Below are 15,485 nucleotides of genomic sequence, written 5' to 3' on the forward strand. Positions count from 1 at the left end.
TGTCCTCCTATTCCAGGTTGTTAAGTTCGCGTATATTGATTTTCCTGATTTTTCCCGTCGCTGTAAATGTCGCAAGTATAATTCCGACCAGCAGAATCCCCGGGAATATACCGTAAGCCTGCCAGGGAACAACCTGGATCGTAACGTCTGCGCCCATAATAGCGAATATTGGTTTCAGGATCCAGTGATTGCTGAACAGGGACAGCGGCACCGCTGCCGCCATGGAGATCAGTGCGACCCAGATCATACGGGATACCTGCCAGAGCTTTATGGTTCTGTGTCGATATCCGACACTCTTCATCATGGCAATTTCACCTTTTTCCCGCGCGATGAAGAGCCGCTCCATCAACAGCGTGATCAGCATGATAACGGCACAGAGCATGGCAGTCATTGGAAAGAGTAAATCCCGAAGCGACTGCTGGATGCCTCCGACATTTCTGTCAATTACCTCCTGGGCACTGGACCATTCATATTCCGGAAACTTTTCACCAAGTTTTGCAGCCATCTCTTCCTGTGTTTTATCTGTTGTCATATCGACCATGATGTTCCAGCAGTCAAACATTGCTTCGTCGTCTAAATCTATTTCCGGGTTCATACGTATACTTTTTCCCAGCTGCATATAATCCGAATAGGTCCCGGTGATCATGAAACTTCGTGTCTGTCCGCCGAGCTCAGTTTCTATGAAATCCCCGATTTTCCAGTTTTTTTCTTCCATAAGCAGTGTTGAAACCGCGATTTCATTGGAGAGTACCGGTGCTTCTCCGTCCTCATACAGCAGATAATCATCATTATCTCCCAGAGACTGAACCGTCATAAGTTTGCTCAGAGCGTCGGAACCTTGCGCTGAGTAGGAAAAGAAGTAGATCGGAACTCCGGTAAGCTTTGCCTGATAGCCCTGTTCCTGCAGTTCTTTCTCAACCCGCTTCAGTCCCTGACGGAGTTCTCTGCTGGTTTTATAGCTGCCCTCCCCTGCAAGCTCGATATCCCTTAAGTAGACGGCGCTGTCCGGATCCATGGAAAATTTACCTGCCATCTCCCGGCTCTGCATGGTGTTGAGTGTATTCAGCGGTATCGTGATCAGGATGAAGCTGATACAGAAGGTAATCATAAGTACGAAGTATCTTCTCGGATGCTTCCGGATATCATTGAAGCCAAGGTACATCCATACCGGCATGCGGCTGCGCCTGTGAAGTCTCATACCAACTCTGTGTTTATAGCTTTCACCGGAGTGTCCGCCTTTTATGGCGTCAATCACAGAAATTTTATTCAGTCTCCTCGTACAGATATAACAAAATGCCAGAACCAGTATGACAATAAACAAAGTACACAGAATGTTAATGCCTATGTTGGCACTGCTGTCCTCCATGATCATGTTCCTGCTGACACCGGATACCATCACACTGCTTATCGGAATGCTGAGTGTAAAACCGATCAGGGCACCGATACTGACAAGCGCAAAATATTTTACCAGGTAAATTTTTTTAACCGCGAATTCTTTCATTCCGATCGCTTTCATGATCCCGATCTCACGGTAATCTTCTTCAATCGTAAATACCAGAGTGAAGCGCAGTACCAGCAGTGCGATCATTATCAGGCAGATTCCAATCAGAATAAGCAGCGCCGCCATAACCATGTCGAAGGAGTACACCAGTGTATAAGTATCTCTTGTGATCGTATTGACAAGGGTTGTAAATCCCTGATTATTCAACGCATCGTTAAACTCAGAGATGTTGTCGGTATCCACGAAGTACAGGCTGAATATGCTGCTGCTGTCTGCGTCTGTATATGATCCATATTCTGACGGATTTACAACAATCCTGGTCATACCAACCATTTCACTTCCAAAAGCAGCATCTTTTACAGCCGTCTTGATCCGGTATTCTTTTTTTACACCCCCGGATCCCAGGACGATCGAATCCCCTTTTTTAAGTTTGTTTTTTTCCATTACGGACTGACTCAAACCGATTTCATCGCCGGAGAGTGTCAGCTCGTTTCCGTCCAGGTCAAACACACGGCAGTATCGAGTATCTGTCGATCCCAGATAGATACTTGCACCTCCGGAATCAAGCTGCGCCTGCTCTGCTTTTTTATGAATGGTAACGCTCTTTTGAGTCAGTCCGAGCATCGTATAGTAGCTGTACGCACTCACCCGGGCTTCATCCGTCTCCAGCCATTGGTCAATCTGTTCCTTCTCGCTGTCTCCGGTGACGATCAGCGTCAGATCCGGTACGTTGGCATAGCTCATATAATAATCCACGGATGACATTACTACCAGGATGTTGTTCATGCTGCTTGCCAGAAAGATTGTGGCCATCGTAATAAACAGAAAAAGAATCAGATTGACACTTTTCCTCCGCCTCAGGTCTTTTTTTAATATTCGTCGTATCATGAGGAACTTCCTTCCCTTTTTAATGACGCTTAACAACCGGTTGTCTAACGTTAACTACAGTATAGCGGAGGAATTATGAAAAAATCCTTAAAAATGCCATATATTTTTAATACGGATTTTTCCTGAAACGACAGTCTGAATAGGATATAGCTGAAAACAGTAGATCTTGCCGGAGAATGAGGGGTACTAACATAGATTTGGCACTGAATGTATTGACAGTCTTAGAAATGATCTGCATAGAATTTTTGTCCATCTGGATTCTTTCTGTGAGGAAACACAGCTTTTTCAAATCACTGGGACTCTATGCCGGGATAACCGGGTATGAACAGAAAACCCGGTTATCATCCTATTTGTGATATGGTTCCCCGTTGATGATTCTGAAACACCTGTATATCTGTTCCAGCAGTATCACACGCATCAGCTGGTGAGGAAACGTCATACGTGAAAAACTGAGTTTATAATCAGCACGGCGCAGTACTTCGCTGCCTAGCCCCAGAGACCCGCCAATGACAAAGACGATATGGCTGACCCCGCAGACGCCCAGCTGTTCAATCCTGCCAGCCAGCTGTACAGAATCCGGCATTTCACCTTCTATTGCCAGTGCGATCACATAGTCAGTATCACGGATATATCTCAAAAGTTTCAAGCCTTCGGTATCCCTGATCTGTACTTCCAGTTTCTCGCCAGCCTTGTCCGGCGTTTTTTCGTCAGGCACTTCCTTTATCTCCAGTTTTACATATTTTCCAAGTCTTTTTACAAACTCGGCGATGGCCTGTGTATAAAATTTTTCTTTCACCTTTCCTACGGTGAGACATGTAATCTTCATAATAAAACCCTCATAAAAGATAACGGAATGTTACATCTTACAGGTGCAACATTCCGTTATTCAAACTACTGATTCTCTTGGCATCTGGTGCAGAAGGAGCCTTCTGTCAGCTGAGAGATCGCCTTCATCTTCTGATTGACCATCTCCCACATACAGTAAGGCAGATGGTCCTGATGACCGCGGTGCAATGTCACGCATTCAAAGCAGTTGCCATGGTGCGGACAGGCTTCCGGACATGAGCAGTGATCTCCATTATCACGTACCTGTTTCAGGAATTCCTGTTTCAGGCGCCAGGATTCATCCTCATTTCCTGCCTTCGATGCCTGGATTTCCTGTTTCATTAAATCATTCCCGTCGATTCTCATCCTCAGTCCTCCGAATCTTCTTTCTTAAAGCAATTTGGTATACCGCCGTATACATCCCTGTGATGGGCTACGCATGCACAGCATTTCCCATGATTTACGCAGCTGGAATTAGGGCAGCTGCACGGTCTGTCGTTACTGCATTTTGCATTATCCGGCATAATGATACCTCCTTTTATTTTCTGTAAAAGTCACGTACAGCGGCTGTGCATCTGTGCAAGCAAGCTTGCCCCTCTGCACAGACATTGGACAGGCTAACCCGTATAAACAAACAGGCCATCAGGCGTCATGTCCGTTTAGCTGAAAGGTATTCGTGGATTCCTCTGGCTCCCGCACGTCCTGCCCCCATTGCCAGGATTACTGTAGCTGCGCCTGTCACGGCATCGCCGCCGGCATACACACCATCTTTTGAGGTCTTTCCGAACTCCTCATCTGCGATAATACATTTTCTTCTGTTAACATCCAGACCGTAGGTCGTAGAAGAGATCAGCGGATTCGGAGACGTTCCGAGGGACATGATGACAGTGTCCACATCGATTTCAAACTCAGATCCCGGAATTTCAACCGGTCTTCTTCTTCCTGATTCATCAGGCTCTCCGAGTTCCATGCGGATGCATCTGATCCCGCGTACCCAGTCGTTATCATCAACAAGAATCTCTGTCGGATTTGTCAGAAGATTGAAATTGACTCCCTCTTCCCTGGCATGATGTACTTCTTCCACACGCGCCGGGAGTTCTGCTTCACTTCTTCTGTAAATAATATGTACTTCGGCTCCGAGACGAAGTGCAGTCCTTGCAGCGTCCATTGCCACATTGCCGCCGCCTACGACGGCTACTTTCCTGCCAACCATGATCGGTGTTTTATAATCATCGCGGAATGCCTTCATCAGATTATTTCTGGTCAGATATTCATTTGCTGAAAACACCCCGTTTGCATTTTCACCCGGAATTCCCATGAACATGGGGAGTCCTGCACCGGAACCGATGAATACTGCTTCGAACCCTTCTTCAGTCAGGAGTTCATCGATGGTTGTTGATTTTCCGATGATAACATTCGTCTCAAGCTTCACACCCAGAGACACTACATTTGCAACTTCTTCTGCAACAACTTTATCTTTCGGAAGACGGAATTCCGGAATACCATAGACCAGAACACCTCCTGCTTTATGGAGTGCTTCGAAAATAGTAACGTCATATCCCAGTTTTGCCAGATCACCGGCACATGTAAGGCCTGCCGGTCCGGAACCGATCACAGCCACTTTATGTCCATTTTTTTCGGTAGGAGCGTTCGGTTTGATTCCGTTCTCTTTTGCCCAGTCAGCTACAAAACGTTCCAGTTTACCGATGGACACGGGCTCGCCTTTGACGCCTCGGATACACTTTCCTTCACACTGGCTTTCCTGAGGGCATACACGTCCGCAGACTGCAGGAAGTGCACTTGACTTGCTGATGATCTGATATGCCTCTGCGATATTCCCTTCTTTCACCTGCGAGATGAAAGCCGGAATGTCAATGGAAACAGGGCATCCTGTAATGCATTTTGCATTTTTACAGTTAATACAGCGCACGGCTTCTTCCATCGCTTCATCCTGGTTATATCCGTAGCACACTTCTTCAAAGTTGGTTGCTCTGACTTTTGGATTCTGTTCTCTTACAGGAACTTTCTTTAATACATCTGCCATTATTCTTCACCTCCGCAATGTCCGCATCCGCCGTGATGGGTATCTCCCTCTTTCTCTTTCAGATAAGCACGGCCTTCTTCTGTTTTATACAGCTGCTGTCTTTTCATCGCTTCATCAAAATTCACCAGATGACCGTCGAATTCCGGTCCGTCAACACAGGCAAATTTCACTTCATCTCCCACGGTAAGGCGGCATGCTCCGCACATACCGGTTCCATCCACCATAATAGGATTCATGCTGACGATCGTATGAAGTCCAAGTTCTTTGGTCAGCAGACAGACGAATTTCATCATGATCATCGGCCCGATCGCAACTACTACATCATAAGTCTTACCCTCATTCTGTACGAGATCTTTGATTACTTCCGTAACCATACCTTTTCGCTTATAAGAACCGTCGTCCGTTGTTATGTACAGATTGCTGACCTCTTCCATTTCTTTTTCAAGGATCACGAGATCCTTCGTCTTAGCTCCAACGATGGCATCCGCTGTTATTCCGCGCTCGTGCAGCCATTTTACCTGAGGATAAACCGGTGCTGTTCCAACGCCGCCTGCCACAAACAGGATTTTTTTGTTCCTCAGTGACTCGATATCCTCTTCTATAAATTCTGAAGGTCTTCCAAGAGGTCCTACAAAATCTGCGAATGCATCACCTGTCTTTAATTTTGACATCTGAAGAGTCGATGCCCCTACAATCTGGAATACGATGGTGACTGTTCCTTCTTCACTGTCATAATCACAGATCGTGAGCGGAATACGTTCCCCCTCCTCATCAATCTTTACAATAATGAACTGACCCGGATGGCAGTGTTTTGCAACACGCGGCGCTTCAACATCCATAAGGAAAATGTTGTCCGTAAGTTGTTTTGCTTCTCGAATCTTGTACATAACTTCCTCCTCTTAATCTTATTGATATTTTCATACGACTTCCACTATGTCCCCCATGCAGAATGTCATTTGTATGTGTATTGGAATTTTCTACTTTACAACGTAAGTGGCACTGCCCGGGTAACTTTCCTTTCCATTCTGGTTTACAATGATCGCATAAAATGTATACTCACCCTGAGGCATCGCCACAGGACCGGTATATTTTGTGCTCCCGGCCGTCGGCTTTTCGTCAAAAGAATAATATGCTGTACAGCCATCAGGAACGGCTATTTCAATCTGTAAACCTGATGAACTCTGATACTCCCCTGATGCCGGTGAGATAACGGGTACTTCCGGCATGGGTATCACAATTTCATAGGTGCTGCTCTTTATATCGCCCGGAATATCCCGTTCATTGACTGCAACGGCTCTGATCGTTGTTGTTCCCTCAGTCAGCGGAATACCAACTTTATAAGGCTCACTGTCTTCCGTTGGAATCGTTCCGTCCGTCGTATAATAGATGATACATTTCTGCGTACCTTCTGTATACAATTCAACCGTCATCAGTTCCTGATAATCTCCTGCAACAGGAGTAAACTGAACTTCTGCCGGCAGATATTCAGAGAATACATCTCTGATTCCTGCATCGCTTATGTTTTCAACGAGTTGCCTGACAGAATCCGTATCACCGTCTTCTTCGTAAATCTGAATCAATAAAGAATATGCATCCTCACTGTCAGGGTGTTCACCGATCACAGACTCTAAGAACTCAGCGCACTTTCCTTTCTGTCCGGAATCATACAGAATCCGCGCTTTCAGAAGCTTTGCATCTTGATTTTCAGCGTCCAATGTGACCGCACGCTCAATATAGCCGATGGCTTCCTCATAATTCTGGTCCCGCCATGTTTCCTCCGCCATTTTGTATTGATAATCAAACGACTGATTTTGCTGTTGTCTTGTATATTCCTGATATAATAAGATTCCTACGGCTGCCGCTATAACAGCCAGAAAAAACACAAAAACAAACGGCCATTTTTTCTTCTTAGGCTTCTCAGGTTTCCTCTCCGGCTCTTTCTGTACCGGCTGCATCCGCGGATAAGCCATCTCTTTAGATGCACGCTGCTGATTCGTCTGTTCGTTGGAACGGTAAGAACCAATCGCATGATATTCAGGCACCCATTGTATTTCTTCTCCGCAGTTGAGGCAGAAAACCCTTCCCTTTTCTACCGGGGCACCGCAATATGAACATCTCATCCTTTCCTCCCTTGCCGCACTTTTGCTGCGGCTCCAATCAGGGATGGGTGAAAGCTCCCTTTCAACCTTTCCTCCCTTGCCGCACTTTTGCTGCGGCTATACTCTTTAATCATAAGGCAATTACAGTGATTCTTCAATATAATTTTCGAATTCTTCCATACTCATCAGGATTTTTCTGGGTTTTGTGCCTTCCTCCGGCCCTACTACCCCTGCATCGCTGAGCTGATCCATGACTCTGGCGGCACGGTTGAATCCGATTTTGAACATCCTCTGAAGCATTCCAATAGATGCCTTGTCCTTATCTATGATAAAACGTCCCGCCTGTACAAAGTATTCATCACGCTCACTTGCGGTATCCGCAGGGGATGCCTCTGCTGTACTGTGATGATTGATCTTATCCTCCACTTCTGAATCATATTCCGACACACCGTGCGTCTTCGCAAGGAATTCCACTACATCTGCCACTTCCTTATCTGAAACAAAGGAGCCCTGTACACGGGCAGGTTTCTGATATCCCTGAGGGTAAAACAACATATCTCCCTTACCGAGCAGTTTTTCTGCCCCGTTCATATCCAGTATCGTTCTCGAATCGACTCCTGACGATACTGAAAATGCTATGCGGGATGGCATATTCGCTTTGATAAGGCCGGTAATGACATTTACAGACGGACGCTGTGTCGCAATGATCAGATGAATGCCAGCGGCTCTTGCAAGCTGTGCCAGACGGCAGATCGCATCCTCCACTTCTCCCGGTGCAACCATCATAAGGTCGGCAAGCTCGTCCACAATAATGACGACCTGCGGCATTTTCTTCGGCTTGGTTTCATCATCGATTCCGGATATCCTGCTGACTTTCGCGTTGTATCCTTTCAGATCCCGTACATTGTATTCTGCAAATTTATTATAGCGTTCCGTCATCTCCGCGACGGCCCAGTTCAGAGCGCCTGCTGCCTTTTTCGGTTCAGTCACAACCGGGATGTAGAGATGCGGGATGCCGTTATACACACTGAGTTCGACAACTTTCGGATCGATCATGATCAGCTTGACATCATCTGGATTTGCTTTGTACAGAATGCTCATGATCAGTGTATTGATACAAACTGATTTACCTGATCCTGTTGCCCCCGCGATCAGCAGATGCGGCATTTTTGCAATATCTGAAATCACAGGCTGTCCTGCGATGTCTTTTCCCACGGCAAATGCAATGGATGAGGGATGTTCCTGGAAAGCATCGGATTCCAGCAGCTCACGCAGCAGCACGGCGCTGTTTGTTTTATTGGGTACCTCGATGCCTACAGCAGCCTTACCTGGTATCGGAGCTTCGATTCGGATATCAGCAGCAGCCAGATTCAGCTTAATATCATCTGCCAGGTTCACGATCCGACTCACCTTAACTCCCTGATCCGGCTGAAGTTCATAACGCGTTACCGTTGGTCCGCAGCTGATATCGCTGATCGTGACATTGACACCGAAATTTTTAAGCGTCTGCTGAAGTTTCAGGGCAGTAGCCTTTAAAGACTGTGCCGTATTACCGTTTTTCCCTCCGCTGCCTTTGGTGAGCAGTGAAACAGGTGGAAACTGGTATTCTTCAGCTATATGGCTTTCCGAGCTTTCTTCAGAAAGTTCACCTTTGATTTCCAAGACACTCTCCTGCACTTCTTTTTTTGACGCGCGTTTTTTCTTCTGTGGCTCCTGCTTTTCCTCAAAAGCAGGGATTTTTGCTTCTTCCGGATGGAATACGGTCGCCAAAACCGGCTGACTCTCTTCAGCAGGCGGTTCCTTCTGCAGTGTAAGTTCATCGAGAAAACTGAACGTTTTTATCTCCTTCGGGGTATCCGTTGTTCCCTGTTCCGTATCAGAATCCTCTTTTAAATTAAAGTCAACTTCCACCTCCTGGCGTTTGGCACGTTTTGCATCCCGCTGCGGTTTATTTTCCTTATATTCCTGATGTGCTTTTGAAACATTCTGGTATGCCCTGGAACTGTATTTGCGGAGTGAGGAGACCACCGGCTTTTGGGTCATGATGATCGCTGATATTACGAGACCTGCGATGACGATCACGTACGCACCGATTTCTCCGAAAGCCAGACCGAACAGCCATGCCTCAAAGGCCCCGGTAATACCGCCGCCGATTTTTTCTTTCGCACACAGCTTAAAACTCTCGATCAGAGTATACCCTCCGTCTCCCACAGTCAGGAGATGAAGAAATCCGCACAGGAAGAAAATGCATCCGATCAGACCTGACATTTTTCTGAATATCAGAGAATTTTTATGATTTGATATATAGAATGCCGTTCCGGCAAACAGCAGTGCTGGAAATACATATGCCATCAGACCGAAAATCCCGAAAAAGAAAGAGCTGACTGCATTGCCGACGACTCCTCCGATTCCAAAATTACTGATGAACAGTACAATAGAAACTGCCAGGACAAGCAGGACGATGATGTCCTGATAGACCGGACTGCTGTTTTTTGCTCCGGCGCGTTTGGATGTTGTTCTTTTGTTTGTCTGCCGGGTATTTTTCCGGACAGATTTTTTTTTCTGTGTTGCTGCCATAACCTTTTGCTCCCCTTTTAATAATGATGTTGCGTCCGTTTGACTCCGGTATCATAAAACATAATTACATATGATTGCAGTTGTTCCGATCAAAAAGCAGTAAAGTGCAAAAAAACGGAACCTGCTCTTCTTTATCAAATGCAGCATTATTTTGATACAGAAAAATCCGACAACTGCTGCGGTCACCACTCCCGCCAGCCCGTAAAAAAAGGAGGCTGTGTTGAATGAAACCTTTGGAAGTTCCCTGAGCTCCCACACGGCAGCGCCGATAACAGCCGGGATGGACATAATAAACGAATACTTAACAGAAAATTTTTTATGAAATCCGCAGAGCAGGCAGGCGGCGATCGTAACACCGGAACGCGAGATACCTGGAAACACAGCAATCCCCTGGCAAACTCCGATAAGAAGTGCATAGCCATAACCAACCTCCCGCGGAAGTTTTTTTCCTTCTTTGCTGTAATCCACAACCAGCAGCATCACACTCGTGATATAAAGCCCCGTCCCTACGGCCAGCAGGGACCCGGCAGCCTGAACAGCCAGATGATTCATCAGTACGCCGATGATAACTGTGGGAATCGTGGATATGAAAATCATCATGATAAATTTACGGTAATTATTATGTACGATTTTCTGATATCTGCGTTCTTCGCTGCCGCTGAGATTCTGAAAATATATTTGTCCATTTGCAGCCAAATCCCGGATCATCCGTATCATTTCCCAAAAAAGTCGCCTGATATCCGCCCAAAACGCAACAAAAACTGCTGTCAGAGTTCCGACATGCAGCATTACATCAAATAAAATCCCCGTATCCGTCTGCATATGCAGCACCTGTTTCATAAGCGACAGGTGTCCAAAACTGCTGACTGGCAGAAACTCCGTACATCCCTGTATAATCCCCATAAGTATTGCCTGTAATAAACTCATCCTTTTTAACCACCCTTATTGTCATACACTTCAGTATTATACCATAGGTTTTTTCGATATACAAACGATGTTTTTGGAGTCTTTGCCGTTTTTCTTTATGCTAAGCTTCCTTCAAAAAACTGCGATAGCATTTTACTGCCTCATAGATATCGGCTTTGCTTGCAACCTCCCACGGTGCATGCATACAGAGTACCGCCACCCCGCAGTCGATAACATTCATTCCATAGTTCGCCATGATATAGGCGATCGTCCCGCCGCCTCCTGCATCTACCCTGCCGAGTTCTGCTGTCTGGTAATAGACACCGTTTTTATCCAGGATCGCGCGCAAAGCTGCGATGTACTCCGGATTTGCATCATTGCTGCCGCTTTTTCCGCGGCTCCCCGTATATTTATTAAGCACGATGCCGCGTGAGAAATATGCAGAGTTTTTGTCTTCAAATACGTCTGCGTACATTGGATCATATGCCGCACTGACATCCGATGACATCATTTTGGAATTCTCAAGAGCCCGTCTGAGCCTGAGTTCAGAATAATCCTCTGAGCATTCCAGTAATTCAGCAACAGCATTCTCAAAAAAGCGTGAGTGCATGCCTGTTGCACCGACACTGCCGATCTCTTCTTTGTCCGTCAGAATACAGCAGCAGGTTTTTCTGGCTTTTTTCAGTTCCATCATCGCCATAAAGGAAGTGAATGCACACACCCGGTCATCCTGTCCGTAACCCATCACCATACTGCGGTCAAGACCGCAGTCCCTGGCTGCGCCGGCCGGCACAATCTCCAGTTCAGCGGACATAAAATCTTCTTCTGCGATGCCGTATGCCTCACTTAAGATATTCAGCGCACAGAGTTTTACGCTCTCCTTCTCCTCTGCGCCTATCGGCATATTGCCGATCAGAAGATCCATCTGCTCTCCGTCTATAAATGTGCCGGCATTCTGTTTCATCTGTTTGGAGGAAAGATGCACGAGAAGATCTGACATGACAAATACGGGATCCGATTCTTTTTCCCCGATTGATATATTAACAACGGTGCCGTCCTTCTTTACAACAACCCCGTGAATCGCAAGTGGGATCGCAAGCCATTGATATTTTTTTATGCCGCCGTAATAATGGGCATCCAGATATGCAAGCTCTGATTTTTCATAGAGAGGAACCTGTTTTACATCCAGGCGCGGAGAATCGATATGTGCACCCAGGATATTCATTCCCTGTTCCAGACTCTCCTCCCCTACCTGAAAAAACAAAACGGATTTCCCCATTTTTTCGATATAAACCCGGTCCTGCGGATTCAGTTTTTCTTTTGCCTGAATGATACTCTTCAGGTTACGGTAGCCGCATGCTTCTGCTTCTTTTATCATAATGCTGACGCATTCCCGCTCAGTCTTTCCTGTGGTCAGATAATCTTTGTACTTTTCACATATTTCGTTCAGTTCCTGCTTCTGATCTTCATTATATTCAGTCCATATACTTTTCTTATTCACTGTTATCACTCCTGTCTTCTTATATTATAACATGCAATAGTATAACACATTCTGCATGGCACGTGAACCTGAAACGATTTTCACAAATCAAAACATCTCGCAGCACAGCCGCTCCATTTTATCATGGACAGCCGCATGGTCTCTTTCGTCCATCATGGTGACGATCACATCCCCGGCCAGCAGCTTCGTTCTGCCTTTGGGAATCAGTTCTTCTGTACCGCGCTGTATTGCCACCAGCAGACAGTTCCGGGGCCAGTCAATCTCACTGATCAATACCTCCTCCAGTCTCGAACCGTGATGCACCACATAATTCACCAGCATTTTCTGCCCTTGTTCTTCTGAGACCGTCTGCCCCTGTTTCTTCAGCAGGCGTTCCAGAAGACTTTCATAAATTGGTTTTGACCGCAGCAAGGTCGCTGTGATATACGCCATCACAGATACGATCGACAGAGAAAGCATCTGACTTAAGGATCCCGTCATCTCAAAGATAAGGATGATTCCGGTGAGCGGTGCGCGTACTATAGCGGCAAAGTACCCTGCCATTGCGAGCAGTACAAAGTTATTGATATAGACCGGATCCATTCCAAAATACTGTACGCCGGCCGTCGCATATGCGCCTCCGATAAAACCGCCAAGCACCAGCAGCGGAAAGAAAATACCACCGGGCGCTCCGGAGCCGAAACTGACTGCCGAAAAGACAAAACGTCCTGCCAGGATAAGCAGCACAGTTCCCAGCAATGCATCATTTGCCGTCAGATGTTCGATCAGAGCATGTCCGCTTCCGAGAAGTTCCGGACAGGTAAAGCCCAGAATTCCCGCACAGATAAAAGGAATCATCAATTTCATGGTGGAATTCAGAAACTTTGCATTGCTGTACAGCATCTGGACTTTTAAAGTAAACCAGTTATAAAACGCCCCCAAGAGTCCCAGGATCACACCGAGAAGCAGTATCATCCAATAATATCTCTGCGGCAGGGCATTTTCTATTCCAAACTGAAAGACTGACTCTGAGCCAAGAATCGCAGAACACAAAAAATCTGCCGTAAGGGATGCCGTCATGACAGACAACAGCACCGAAACAGAAAAGTTCTTATGTACTTCCTCAAGCGAAAACATGACGCCTGCGAGAGGCGCGTGAAATGCGGCTGATAATCCGGCGCTCGCACCGCATGTCAGCAGAAACCGTTCCTCCGTCCTTCCACGGTCCATTCCTTTTGAAATTCCTTTGCCGACCATGGCACCGATCTGAATTGAGGGGCCTTCACGCCCAAGTGCCAGCCCTCCCAGAAGACACAGAAAACCGCCCAGAAACTTGGCCGGCAGCACTCTCCACCATTTCTGATCCAGTTTTCCTGTCATTTCCCCTTCCAGCTGCGGAATTCCGCTTCCTGAGATCATTGGTTCGCATTTTAATAATCTGCCGACGGTAAACGCCAGCAGCAGTAAGATCAGAAACCAGCCGGCCATACGAAGCGGCGACTGCTTTGCATTATCCAGAATGACTGGCAGCCATTCTCCTGCTTTTTCCAGACATATGCGGTATAGCATTACCACGAGACCGGCGGCCGCACCGACCAGTATCCCCTCGCCGATCAGAATGATCTGGAAACGTTCTGCACGTTTGATCGTGCTGGTAGTATCTTTCTTCATATGCCTCCTCCAAATTTCACACGGTTTCATCTCCTGTAAATCTCTTCACTTTATCAGTTTCTGGTGTTTTATTATTTCATCGGTCACAGTTTTTGACAACAGCAGCACACAGATCAGATTCGGGACCGCCATCAGCGCATTCATAATATCCGAAAAATCCCACACCACATCCAGCGCACAGGTGGCTCCCAGGAACACAGCCAATGCATACAAAAAGCGATAGACAATACAGTATTTCGGCTTCTTTACAAGAAACTCAAAGGCCTTTTCACCCTGATATTCCCAGGCGATGATCGTCGCAAATGCAAACAGTGCGATACCGATACTGACCAGATAGCCTCCCCAGTTCCCAAAGGTTGTAGAAAAAGCTGCTATGGTCAGGGCAGATCCTGTCACCAGCTCCCCGGAAGCATCTGTCATCCCCAGTACGCCTGAAGCAGCCAATGCAAGACCTGTCACCAGGCAGATAACGATTGTATCAAAAAATACACCCGTCATACTGATATATCCCTGTCGTACGGGATCATCGGTATTCGCAGCCGCCGCACTTATCCCTGCCGCCCCAAGACCGGCCTCATTGGAAAATACACCTCTGGATACCCCCCAACGCAATGCCTGCTGTGCGGATACGACCAGCGTGCCTCCCATTCCCCCGGCGGCAGCCCGGGGTGAAAATGCCATCGTGACGATCGCGGCAATTCCTCCCGGAAGGTTCTCTATATTCATGAAGATGACTGCCAGCGCACCAGCCATATAGAAAACTGCCATACACGGTACGAGAATCTGAGTCACGCGGGAAATGGACTTGATGCCTCCAAGGATGGCAAATATCGCGAACAGGGTGGCTGCCAGACCTGTCAGCCCCTCCGATATCCCAAAAGTCTCTTTCATTGCCGCTGCGATCGAGTTGGACTGTGTCATATTCCCAATGCCAAAAGAAGCAAACACAGCAAATAACGCAAACAGCGTACCGAACAGCTGGCCCATCCTCCGGTTTGGGAATGCCTGTCGCATCGTATACATCGGTCCGCCTGATATCTCGCCCTGTTCATTGACGACCCGGTATTTGACTGACAACATGCTCTCTGCGAATTTCGTGGAAAAGCCAGTCAGTGCAGAAAGCATCATCCAGAGCAGCGCCCCCGGACCGCCTAAGACCATTGCAGTCGCCACGCCCACGATGTTGCCTGTTCCGATCGTTGCGGCCAGCTCCGTCATCAGTGAGGAGAAAGACGAGATGTCTCCGTCGCTGTCATCCTTCGTTCTGGAATCCCGCCCGAGTACACACTTCAATGCGTAGCCCAGGTTGCGGACCGGCAGGAATCTCATTTTGATCATCAGCCAGATTCCCGTCCCCAATATAAAAATGATCATCGCCGGGCCCCACACGATATCATCAATCCGTCTTAAAATTTCCGCGGCTTTTTCCATTCCGACCTCAAAGCATCGTTGTTCCTCTTACTATATACAGTAAGGACTTCCTTTATTACTGCG

General features: G+C 47.0%; 12 protein-coding genes. All 12 read right to left on the bottom strand.

The annotated features are described in order from the left end of the window. Positions 1 to 7 precede the first annotated feature (7 nt). The gene (locus MCG98_RS12465; protein ID WP_240302275.1) at positions 8 to 2,389 is read right to left on the bottom strand and encodes an ABC transporter permease; all 2,382 of its coding nucleotides are present in this window, start codon (positions 2,387 to 2,389) and stop codon (positions 8 to 10) included. A 346-nt stretch (positions 2,390 to 2,735) separates the two neighbouring features. After that, positions 2,736 to 3,215 carry a 23S rRNA (pseudouridine(1915)-N(3))-methyltransferase RlmH gene (gene rlmH, locus MCG98_RS12470; RefSeq protein ID WP_240302276.1) on the bottom strand — a complete coding sequence of 160 codons (480 nt, stop codon included), beginning with the start codon at positions 3,213 to 3,215 and terminating at the stop codon, positions 2,736 to 2,738. 65 nt (positions 3,216 to 3,280) lie between these two features. Then, on the bottom strand, positions 3,281 to 3,580 hold the full coding sequence (locus MCG98_RS12475; RefSeq protein ID WP_240302277.1) for an LPS biosynthesis protein: 300 nt from the start codon (positions 3,578 to 3,580) through the stop codon (positions 3,281 to 3,283). A gap of 2 nt (positions 3,581 to 3,582) precedes the next feature. Beyond that, on the bottom strand, positions 3,583 to 3,738 hold the full coding sequence (locus tag MCG98_RS12480; RefSeq protein ID WP_240302278.1) for a hypothetical protein: 156 nt from the start codon (positions 3,736 to 3,738) through the stop codon (positions 3,583 to 3,585). 125 nt (positions 3,739 to 3,863) lie between these two features. Next, on the bottom strand, positions 3,864 to 5,258 hold the full coding sequence (gene gltA, locus MCG98_RS12485; RefSeq protein WP_240302279.1) for an NADPH-dependent glutamate synthase: 1,395 nt from the start codon (positions 5,256 to 5,258) through the stop codon (positions 3,864 to 3,866). Continuing rightward, entirely contained in the window at positions 5,258 to 6,145 is an 888-nt protein-coding gene (locus tag MCG98_RS12490) for a sulfide/dihydroorotate dehydrogenase-like FAD/NAD-binding protein (RefSeq protein ID WP_240302280.1), read from the bottom strand. Before MCG98_RS12490 ends, gltA begins: the two co-directional genes overlap by 1 nt. Positions 6,146 to 6,235: 90 nt before the next feature. Beyond that, positions 6,236 to 7,378: a chitobiase/beta-hexosaminidase C-terminal domain-containing protein gene (locus MCG98_RS12495; RefSeq protein WP_240302281.1), complete on the bottom strand. Its 1,143-nt coding sequence runs from the start codon at positions 7,376 to 7,378 to the stop codon at positions 6,236 to 6,238. Positions 7,379 to 7,498: 120 nt separating this feature from the next. Beyond that, positions 7,499 to 9,934 (bottom strand): DNA translocase FtsK, encoded by a 2,436-nt coding sequence (locus MCG98_RS12500; protein ID WP_240302282.1) that lies wholly within the window; start codon positions 9,932 to 9,934, stop codon positions 7,499 to 7,501. 51 nt (positions 9,935 to 9,985) lie between these two features. Next, the gene (locus tag MCG98_RS12505; RefSeq protein ID WP_240302283.1) at positions 9,986 to 10,861 is read right to left on the bottom strand and encodes an undecaprenyl-diphosphate phosphatase; all 876 of its coding nucleotides are present in this window, start codon (positions 10,859 to 10,861) and stop codon (positions 9,986 to 9,988) included. A 100-nt stretch (positions 10,862 to 10,961) separates the two neighbouring features. Then, positions 10,962 to 12,347, bottom strand: coding sequence for an aminopeptidase (locus MCG98_RS12510; RefSeq protein WP_345891720.1), 1,386 nt, complete (start codon positions 12,345 to 12,347; stop codon positions 10,962 to 10,964). A gap of 81 nt (positions 12,348 to 12,428) precedes the next feature. Further along, on the bottom strand, positions 12,429 to 13,991 hold the full coding sequence (locus MCG98_RS12515) for a ClC family H(+)/Cl(-) exchange transporter (protein ID WP_240302285.1): 1,563 nt from the start codon (positions 13,989 to 13,991) through the stop codon (positions 12,429 to 12,431). Positions 13,992 to 14,036: 45 nt separating this feature from the next. Beyond that, the gene (locus tag MCG98_RS12520; protein WP_240302286.1) at positions 14,037 to 15,422 is read right to left on the bottom strand and encodes a sodium:alanine symporter family protein; all 1,386 of its coding nucleotides are present in this window, start codon (positions 15,420 to 15,422) and stop codon (positions 14,037 to 14,039) included. Positions 15,423 to 15,485: the final 63 nt, after the last annotated feature.

The organism is Ruminococcus sp. OA3 (genome assembly GCF_022440845.1).
Classification (GTDB): Bacteria; Bacillota; Clostridia; order Lachnospirales; family Lachnospiraceae; genus Ruminococcus_G.

Bases quoted from the DNA above. Each gene is read 5' to 3' on its own strand.
- MCG98_RS12465 (WP_240302275.1), bottom strand. From the start codon at position 2,389: ATGATACGACGAATATTAAAAAAAGACCTGAGGCGGAGGAAAAGTGTC.
- rlmH (WP_240302276.1), bottom strand. From the start codon at position 3,215: ATGAAGATTACATGTCTCACCGTAGGAAAGGTGAAAGAAAAATTTTAT.
- MCG98_RS12475 (WP_240302277.1), bottom strand. From the start codon at position 3,580: ATGAGAATCGACGGGAATGATTTAATGAAACAGGAAATCCAGGCATCG.
- MCG98_RS12480 (WP_240302278.1), bottom strand. From the start codon at position 3,738: ATGCCGGATAATGCAAAATGCAGTAACGACAGACCGTGCAGCTGCCCT.
- gltA (WP_240302279.1), bottom strand. From the start codon at position 5,258: ATGGCAGATGTATTAAAGAAAGTTCCTGTAAGAGAACAGAATCCAAAA.
- MCG98_RS12490 (WP_240302280.1), bottom strand. From the start codon at position 6,145: ATGTACAAGATTCGAGAAGCAAAACAACTTACGGACAACATTTTCCTT.
- MCG98_RS12495 (WP_240302281.1), bottom strand. From the start codon at position 7,378: ATGAGATGTTCATATTGCGGTGCCCCGGTAGAAAAGGGAAGGGTTTTC.
- MCG98_RS12500 (WP_240302282.1), bottom strand. From the start codon at position 9,934: ATGGCAGCAACACAGAAAAAAAAATCTGTCCGGAAAAATACCCGGCAG.
- MCG98_RS12505 (WP_240302283.1), bottom strand. From the start codon at position 10,861: ATGAGTTTATTACAGGCAATACTTATGGGGATTATACAGGGATGTACG.
- MCG98_RS12515 (WP_240302285.1), bottom strand. From the start codon at position 13,991: ATGAAGAAAGATACTACCAGCACGATCAAACGTGCAGAACGTTTCCAG.
- MCG98_RS12520 (WP_240302286.1), bottom strand. From the start codon at position 15,422: ATGGAAAAAGCCGCGGAAATTTTAAGACGGATTGATGATATCGTGTGG.